Source organism: Polaromonas sp. (assembly GCF_041689105.1).
Lineage (GTDB): Bacteria > Pseudomonadota > Gammaproteobacteria > Burkholderiales > Burkholderiaceae_C > Polaromonas.
The window spans coordinates 1-7576 of the sequence record NZ_JBDNGU010000163.1 but is presented as its reverse complement, the minus strand read 5'-3'; the positions used below and the strand labels follow the sequence as shown (position 1 = coordinate 7576).

4 protein-coding genes are annotated in these 7576 nt (G+C 62.4%); 1 reads left to right on the top strand and 3 read right to left on the bottom strand.

The genetic code is table 11. The annotated features are described in order from the left end of the window. Positions 1-1988: HAD-IA family hydrolase (locus tag ACESMT_RS16915; RefSeq protein ID WP_372827767.1), on the bottom strand; the 1988-nt coding region annotated here is incomplete at its 3' end. Positions 1989-2071: 83 nt separating this feature from the next. After that, positions 2072-4564: a copper-translocating P-type ATPase gene (locus ACESMT_RS16910; protein ID WP_372827766.1), complete on the bottom strand. Its 2493-nt coding sequence runs from the start codon at positions 4562-4564 to the stop codon at positions 2072-2074. A 422-nt stretch (positions 4565-4986) separates the two neighbouring features. Here ACESMT_RS16910 and ACESMT_RS16905 point away from each other — a divergent pair, with 422 nt between their 5' ends. Then, positions 4987-5808 carry a PRC-barrel domain-containing protein gene (locus ACESMT_RS16905; protein WP_372827765.1) on the top strand — a complete coding sequence of 274 codons (822 nt, stop codon included), beginning with the start codon at positions 4987-4989 and terminating at the stop codon, positions 5806-5808. Between the two features lie 162 nt (positions 5809-5970). On the opposite strand, the gene ACESMT_RS16900 is transcribed toward ACESMT_RS16905, so the two are convergent. Continuing rightward, the coding region (locus ACESMT_RS16900; protein ID WP_372827764.1) for a M48 family metallopeptidase at positions 5971-7576 on the bottom strand (1606 nt) is incomplete at its 5' end.

The following is a 7576-nucleotide window of genomic DNA, read 5'->3' as shown; positions in this document are numbered from 1 at the left end:
TTGTCGGGCACCCAGCGTTCCGAGCGGGGATTCAGGTTGGCCGTCTGGGTCTCTTCCTGACCATCACTTGCGCTCTGCCAGGGAAACATGGCTCCCTTGTATCCCGCACTGAGCGCGGCCGCGCGCGCTTCCCCGAGTCGGCGATAGCGGTACATCAGCAGCGACCGGGTGATCTCGGGCATGCGATGGTTAAAGAAGGGGAAGATGAAGAGTTCATCCCAGAACACATGGCCCTGGTAGGCCTCGCCGGTCCAGCCGCGCGCAGGCACGCCTTGATCGAGACCGATGGAGCTGGGCGATACGGCCTGCAACAGGTGAAACATGTTCAACCGAAGCAGCATCGGGACGTTCACCTTGAACCCCGGATCGGCTGGCCGGATATGCACGTCGAAGCGGCGCCACAAGTGTTTCCAGGCCAGGACATGCGCCGCCATCACGGCATCGAAGTGCCCCGCACGCCCGATGGCCGTGCGCGCTGCCAGCCCGCACGCGGATATGGCGTGATCGCGCGACGTATAGAAAGAAGCAAGTTTCTCCAGCACCAGCGTCTGGCCTTGCTTGACATCAATCTCCAGCTCCTGCCCGATGTAGCCCGGTTCTTCGATGGTCCGGCGCGGGACGTCGACCGGGCGTCCGTCGAGAAAGGCCCGCGTACGCGCGGCCTGGGCGACATGAATGTTTGACTGGCTGGTGCGCACCAGCAGGCAGACGCCGTCCTCGTCAACGGTCTCCGCTGTTAGCGGCTCCAGGTGCTGGTTATTGAATTTCCGGTACAGCTTTGCGCCGGCGTTGACGACGCGCCCGTCGATCGCCGAACGGACCGTGACGCGGGCCGACCAGTTCTCTGCGGTCAGCGACAGTTCCAGCGCACCAAGGTGCATGTTGCCCATCGAGACCAGGCGCCGCTCCTGCAACAGACTGCGTTGCCCCTGCTGGTCTTCGAAGCGCAGGGTTCTCAACAGCATGCCGCGCCGAAGATCAAGCTCCTGGCGGTACGACAGGAGCGTGACCGTCCCCGCATCAAACCAATCCTGGCCGGTGATGCGAAATTCGAGTGGCAGCCAGTTGGGAAAATTGACGAGATCCTCGTTCTCGACCACCCGGCCCGCGATATCGGTACGCAGCCGGTTGTAGCCGCCGGCGAGGTAGGTTCCTGGATAGTGGGTGTCATCCGCAGCCGCCCAGGGGGCGGACGCTCGCGTCGCGAAATAGCCATTTCCCAAGGTGCACAAGGCCTCGCGGACTCCCTCGTGCGCCGGGTCTAACTTGTCGAACACCAATGACCATGCCGACGCGGGTTCTGCAGACACCTGGACCTGCGTGAGGTCGGTCACCACCACATCGGCACCGGCTTCGCCCAGTGCCAACGATTGGCCGCCGCGATCGACCCCAATGACGCAGCCAAACCGGCCCGCGCGCCCCGCTTCGACGCCGGCAATCGCGTCCTCGATGACGACCGCACGCGTGGGTTCGACCCCGAGGCGCCGCGCGGCTTCCAGAAATGCATCCGGCGCGGGTTTGCCGTTGAGCCCGATGCGGGTGATGTCTTTCCCATCCACTCGCGCGTCGAACAGGTCCGCAATGCCTGTCGTCTCAAGCACCTTCGCGCAGTTCTTGCTGGAGGAGACGACGGCCGTCTTGATCTGCTGCGCCCGCAGTGCGCGCACCAGCGTGATGGCCGCTTCATAGGGCTCGACGCCGTGCTGATCAAGGTGTTCCTGAAAATACTTGTCTTTGAGATTGCCCAGAGCGCGCACGCTCTGGACACCCGGACCGTCTTCCTGCGCCCCCTGCGGCAGCTCAATGCCGCGCGCATTGATGAAGCTCGTGACGCCATCGTAGCGCGGCTTGCCGTCGACATAACGCCGATAGTCGGCGTCGATGTCAAAGGGGACGAACGGTTCGCCTGTGTCGGCCGAGTGTTTCTCGAGAAACTCGTCGAACAGCTTTTTCCACGCCGCTGCATGCACGCTCGCTGTTTTGGTCAAGACGCCGTCCAGATCGAACAGAACAGCGTCGTAGTCCCTTGGCGAGAGCTCGCAAGACGACAGCGGGGCATGGCCGGACGAACTCACAGTTTGACCCGTTTCAGCAGTTGCGCGTTGATCGCCACCACCACCGTGCTCACCGACATGAGTACCGCGCCCACAGCAGGCGTGAGCAGGATGCCCCAAGGCGCCAGGACGCCAGCGGCCAGGGGAATCGCGAAGATGTTGTAGCCCGCCGCCCACCAGAGGTTTTGCACCATCTTGCGGTACGTGGCCCTGCTCAGGGTAATGATCCGGGGGATGTCACGGGGGTCGGACCGCACCAGCACGATGTGCCCGGCCTCGACCGCGACGTCAGCCCCTGCGCCGATCGCAATCCCGATATCGGCGGTAGCCAGGGCAGGTGCGTCGTTCACGCCGTCGCCGATCATCGCGACTTTCTTGCCTTGGGCCTGTAGCTCGCGGACCTTGTTGGCCTTGTCGTCGGGCAGCACTTCGGCGAACACCGTGTCGATGCCGAGTTCCTTGGCGACAGCATCGGCCACGGCCTGCGCGTCGCCGGTCAGCATGGCAACCTGGATCCCTCGCTCATGCAGCGCAGCGATGGCTTCGCGGCTCTCTTCGCGGATCGCGTCCGCTACGGCGTAGACGGCCAGAGCCTTGCCTTCGCGAACCAGATAGATCGCCGCCTGCCCGCGGTCGGCCGCAGCTCCGGCCGCCTCCAGAAGCGCCGGTGGGACCTGCACATTCTCGGCCTTCAGGAGCGCAGGACCGCCCATGTGGTACTGCGCACCGTTGATCGTGGCCGCTACACCCTTGCCGGTGATCGCGCGGAAGCCTTCGGCGGCAGGGACCTCTATACCTTTGTCTTGCGCGGTCTTCACGATGCCCCGGGCGATCGGATGCTCGGACCCGGACTCGATGCCGGACGCGATCCGAAGCGCTTCTTCCTCCGCCAGTCCTTCTGCGACGGACATGGCCACGACCCGGAACTCGCCGAGCGTCAACGTGCCTGTCTTGTCGAAGATCACGGTGTCGACGTTGCGGGCCTCCTCGAGCCCACGCCGGTCCCGCACCAAAAGCCCGTTACGGGCCCCCAGCGTCGTGGAGATGGCCACCACCAGCGGCACGGCCAGTCCGAGTGCGTGGGGGCACGCGATCACCAGCACCGTCACCATCCGTACCACAGAGAAGTCGAGCGCCGCCCCCAACAACTGCCACACTCCCAGGGTGATTGCGGCGGCGCCGATCGCCACGAAGGTCAGAATCCGGGCTGCGCGATCCGCAAGATGCTGCGCTCTGGATTTTGATTTCTGCGCATCGGCCACGAGCCGCATGATGCCGGAGAGCTTGGTCTTGTCCCCCGTCCCGGTGACCTCGACGCGCAGGGATCCTTCTCCGTTGATCGTGGCGGCGATGACCTCGTCGCCTTCCCGCTTCTTGACCGGCCTGGACTCCCCGGTGATCATCGCCTCGTCGATGTCGCTCTCGCCCTTGCGGACCACGCCGTCCGCGGGAATGCTCTCGCCCGGACGCACCAACAGGAGGTCCCCGTTTTGCAACGCGCTGACGGCGACTTTCTCCTCACCCCCATCGGTGATCCGCGTCGCGGTGTCCGGAAGGAGCTTCGCCAGTTCCTTGAGTGCCCCTTGAGCCTGGTTAATGGACCGCATCTCGATCCAGTGGCCGAGCAGCATGATCGTGACCAGCGTTGCCAACTCCCACCACAGCGCATTCGCCTCGATCAGCCCGAGCTGAACGACCCACGAGAACAGGAAGGCCACCGCGATGGCGAGCGAGATGAGGGTCATCATCCCCGGCAGTCGGGACTGAAGCTCTCGCCACGCGCCCTTCAGGAAGACCAGACCGCCGTAGACGAAAACCACCGTGGAGAGCACGGGGCCGATCCAGTCCGATCCGGGAAACGCCGGGGCCTGGTAGCCGAGGAGTTCCTGGATGTGGGCCGACCAGAAGACCACCGGAACGGTGAGTGCCAGCGAGAGCCAGAAGCGGTCCCGAAACATCGCGGGAGAGTGACCCTCGTGCTTGTCATGGCCCTCGTGCTTGTCATGGTTGTCGTGGCCTTCATGGCTGGACGCGGCTTCAGGCTTTTCGGGCTGCGCCCCCGGCGCTGATTCTGATGTGCTGGACGAGTGCGCGGGTGCAGTGGCCGGCGCGTCCGGGGAAGGATCCGGTGTAGACGGTGGCTCACTGTCCTGTTCACTGTCTTGTTGTTCGTCTCCTGAAGGTGCGGTCGGTTTGCCGGAGGCGTCCGATGGCGGCTTTTGCGCCGCGTGCGCGGAGCTCGCAGGTGGCTTGCCCGGTGCCATGTCGTCTTCATCACCGTCGCCCGTCGAAGCGGTGGCAGGCGCGGCGGGACCGTGCCCGCGTTGGCGCACCGCCGCCTTGATGTCGGCGACCTCAAGTCGGGTTTCGTCGTAACGCACGGTGGCGCTCTTGGCGGAAAAATTGACCGTCACACTTTCCACGCCCGGCACCTCTCCGATCCGCTTCTCCACCTCGTCCACGCTCAGCACTGACAGCATGGCGTGAACTTCGATAACGCTGGTCTTCATGGTGCTTCCTTGTGGGGTGACCGTCAGCGCACCAGGCGCTGTGCCAGGTGATATTGATGGCCCGCGGATGAAACTGCCTGGGTTGTAGACACTTGCCGCGACCTTCGTCTTCGTTCTTCGTGTTGGCGAGCGGCTTTCCCAGTGGCGCTTGTTTTATGCTTCGGCGCTGCTGGCCTTTTGATAAACCCCACAGTATTTGCAGGTTGTCGTCGGGTCCTTCTACTGTCGTACAAAGTGTGCGGAGTCATTGAGAGAATCGGAACCGCTTGCCCGTAGGTCATGTCCTACCCCGACGCCGTGCCCGCCAGTGCAGCAACCACGCAGCACCGCTCGCGTCTGTGTCTGTCTGTGTGTGCGACAACAGACAGACGGACTGAGACCTTCAGCGCAGAGTCATGGTTTCCAAACCAAAGGATCACATCATGTTGCACAACGCGAAGGAAATGGAAGGGTACGCCGTTGGCGCCACCGACGGCGTCATCGGCCATGTCAAGGATTTGTACTTCGACGACGAGAAGTGGGTGATCCGTTATCTGGTCGTCGATACCGGTGGCTGGCTGTCGAGCCGAAAGGTCCTGGTGTCGCCGATCGCCGTTGGCACGCCGGACTGGGAGCAGAGGCTGCTGCCGGTTTCAATCAGCCGTGAGCAGGTCAGCAATAGTCCTGACATCGCTACCGACAAGCCCGTGTCCCGACAGCACGAGATGATCTATTCGGGCTATTACGGCTACCCGTATTACTGGGGCGGTGGCGGCTACTGGGGGGGCGGCATGTATCCGAACCTGATGATGCCGGGCTACGGTGGATTCGGTACCTCGCTTGCCAGCCCCGACGCAGGGCATCGCGAACCGGCCCGACAGGAGCACGAGCACGATGATCCTCATCTTCGCAGTTACAACGCCGTCGTCGGTTATCACATCCAGGCGAGCGACGGTGACATCGGTCATGTTGCGGGCATGCTGATCGACGAGCAGACGTGGGCCGTGCGTTATCTCGTGGTCAACACGAGCAACTGGTGGCTCGGGCATGAGGTCCTGATCGCGCCGCAGTGGGTTGAGGCCGTGAATTGGCTCGACAGGACCGTTGCTGTCTCGATGACACGCCAGTCCGTCAAGGACGCTCCCACCTACGACCCTGAGGCCGCGATGAGCCGCGAGGCTGAAGATCAACTCTACCAGCACTATGGGCACGTCGGCTACTGGACCGACCATCCGATTCGGGACACCGAGATATCTCGCGTCTAGGGGCGCAGGGGGCGGCAACGGAGGTTGGCGTCGTCCGCTTCACTGCCCTGGCCAACGGCCCAGATTTTAAGCGGTTCTCACGTCGGTCAAACCGCGCCCAACAAGTTGACAGTACCTTCAGCTCAAACGGTAGCCATGCGTGGGTCCAACCCATTGGACCCATCAGGCGGCACGCCGACCTCCTGGTGCGATGCCCGGCGGCATGGGGCAATCCAGAACGCTGGCGAATGCACGCAACAACTCCACCTCCGCCGGGGTGGCCCTCTGATCGTGCCAAATGCTGACGACACAGGCCGCCAACAAGCGTGACTTGGCCACGGGCGACAAGCGATCCAGCTTGCCAAGGACCTGATCCAGATCCGCCGTCTTGATCTGGTGCTTCGCCAACAACGTCAGCCCCGTTGTAGCCAACATGGCAGCGGAAGCATCAAATGCGCGCTGGGCAGTGTTTTGGTCTGTCGCGCCGGCATGCGCCATCACCGACAACACACCTCCAAATTCCTGCGTGAGTCGTGCGGGATCAATATATCTCGCCATAGCGGGCAATGGTTTGTGAAAGTGCCCTTCCAGGTGCCTTGACAAAATCTTCTGCAATGACCATTCGAAAAGCTCAACCTTGGCGTCCATGTTGATCAGCGCCGCCAGATTCTCCAGGAACGGCGGGTACTGGCTGTGTGACAACTGCTTGAGCGCAGGAATCGCAATGTCGATGATCGGCAGCCGGAATTTCAACTCCAGTGCATCCATTTTTGGCATCAAACTGATCGTCAAGGCGTACACGTCCTTGTCGGCGCGCTCTTGCAACAGCGCGAGTTGTTGTTCACGCAGCGTTGCCTCCTTGTCGAGCAGCAGACAATAGATCAGGGCCCGGGCGCCATACGGTTCACGCGCTGCGTCGCGAATTGCTGCGGGCATATCAGACAACAACGACCGGGCAAGCAGAACCGATTCCTCTGTGGGTTGACCGATTTGATCAATCACTGCGACGGCCTCGGCCGCCGCCGCTTGTGCAGCGACAGTCGCCATATTCCGGACCTTGTTGGGGTGTTGCATCGCCGCTGTACCGCCCGCTGGCGGTTGGCTTTCAACGGGTGGAGGCGGTGCAGAGTCATCGAACTTGCCATCCCACTGGGGATCAATCCGCAAGATGCGAGTGGCCAGCGGTGGATGGGTAGATGACAGCCACTGCGTGAAGCCTGTGACGCCCTGGGCGAAAAAGGCATGACTGACTTCAGGTGCACCCGGGTTGCGCACGATGGAGCCAGACTTCAGAGCGCCAATCCTCTTCAATGCACCGGCGATTCCACCTGGGTTGCGGGTGAACTGGACCGCCGACGCGTCAGCCAGGTATTCCCTCTGCCGGCTGACTGCGGCCTTGATCAGACCGCCGAAAAATGTACCGGCAAAGCCGATCACCATCAGCCCAACCGCCAGTGCCAATATCGCAATACCACTGTTGTCGTTGCTACGCCGACGCCCCGAGAACGATGCCGAATACATCAAGTAGTAGCCCAGAATGCCCAAAATCAGAATACCGTTCAAAGCACCCATCAAGCGGATATTGAGCCGCATGTCGCCATTGAATATGTGACTGAACTCATGGGCGATGACCCCCTGCAGTTGATCGCGACTAAGCTGCTCAATCGCGCCCTGGGTAATTCCAATTACCGCGTCCCGTGGCGAGAATCCGGCCGCGAAGGCATTGATGCCTGGCTCGTTGGCCAGCAGATAGACCGGAGGCGCCGGGGTTCCCGACGCGATGGCCATT